Source organism: Gemmatimonadales bacterium (assembly GCA_030697825.1).
Taxonomy (GTDB): domain Bacteria; phylum Gemmatimonadota; class Gemmatimonadetes; order Gemmatimonadales; family JACORV01; genus JACORV01.
This window is the reverse complement of record JAUYOW010000258.1, coordinates 1-1,356: the sequence shown is the minus strand read 5'-3', so window position 1 is coordinate 1,356 and position 1,356 is coordinate 1. Positions and strand designations below refer to the sequence as shown.

General features: G+C 69.0%; 1 protein-coding gene. It reads right to left on the bottom strand.

Going from position 1 to position 1,356, the window contains the following annotated elements:
* Positions 1-1,356 (bottom strand): hypothetical protein (locus Q8Q85_12955; protein MDP3775164.1); only part of this gene is annotated, 1,356 nt, incomplete at both ends.

The window sequence follows — 1,356 nt, the reverse complement described above, 5'->3', positions numbered from 1 at the left end:
GTCGCCAGGTCCGTGCCCTCGCGCGTCCTCAGGTTGTAGTGCAGGTCGCCGTTGGAGCCGAGGTCCGCCGTGGTCCACGAGAGTTGCTGGATGAGCTGCCCGGACACGCTGTAGACGCGCAGCGATCCGCGCGGCGGCAGGTGGGTGAAAACCACCCGCGATTCGTCGATGGCCGTCTGGAACGTGGAAAACGCCACGAACGGGTTGGGAACGACCCGGATCGAATCGAGCTGGGATCGGGTAACCGCCGTGATGCCCGTCCCCGAGACGCCCGCGGTCACCACGCCGGTGTAATCCGAATAGCGGTTCAAGCCCACGAAATAGTGGAACGTGGTTACCGTGCTCGACGTAAGGGCGAGGTAGCCCGTGAGGGCGGCGGTGCCGGCGCCGCGGGTGCCCGGCCGGGTCGGATTGCACGACTCGCGCGGCTGGTTGCAGCCGAGAACCGCCTGGAGGAAGGTCACCCGCTTGCGGGTGGCTCGCAGCGGCCGCCCGTCGGTGCCCAGAACCACGAAGGCGGTGCCGACCACCACCGAGTCTTCGTCGATGTCCTCGATGAAGGCCAGGCGATCGCCCGGTATCCACTCGCCGGCGGGCACGGCCAGGCGGACCGTGTCCTCCCCGTCACCCAGCACCATCGTGTTGGTGAGCCGGGTGAACGCCACCACGGTGACCACCCGGCCCGTGGAGCGGTTGGTGATGGTGAACGGCAGTCGCGCCGGCCGAATCGTGGCCGGGTCAACGCCGAGGATTGCCGCCAGCCCGGTGTCCGTCGCCGCGGGCGTCGCGGTCCGCGCCGCGAGACTGTCGGCGAGCGCCGCGGCCGTCACGGTGGGATCGGAGAAGTCGATCGTGAAGCCGCGCCGGACGCCGAACGGATCCCCCGTCCACTGGACGTGGTAGTTTCCCGTCCCGATGGTCCGGGTGGCCGTCTCCTGCCGCCACTGCACTCGGAAGGAGTTGACGTTGGCCTGCGGGACAAACACCCCGTTTTCCAGCGTGGTCTCCGCGGCGAACGTCCCCGCGTTCCGGTTATCAACTGAGACCACGAAGCCGGTGTAGTCCCGGCTGGCGAAGAACGATGCCGGCGTGGCCGCCGCGCCGGTCAGCGTGGTGGACACGAACAGCGGGGTGCCGCTGCCGTTCACCAGCATGAAGCCGAGCGCGCCGGTTGAGAACCTGTAGAACGTCGTATCGCCGTTGGTGGTTCTGGTCGGCGTCCCCGCGAACGGCACGCCCCGAGGCGCGGTGCTGACGCCGCTGACGATATCGAAGCGCGCGGACGTGGCTGCCCCGGTGCGCACGCTGTCCTCCAGCCGCACCGTCGTGGAGATCACGGACTCCGGCAGGACCGAA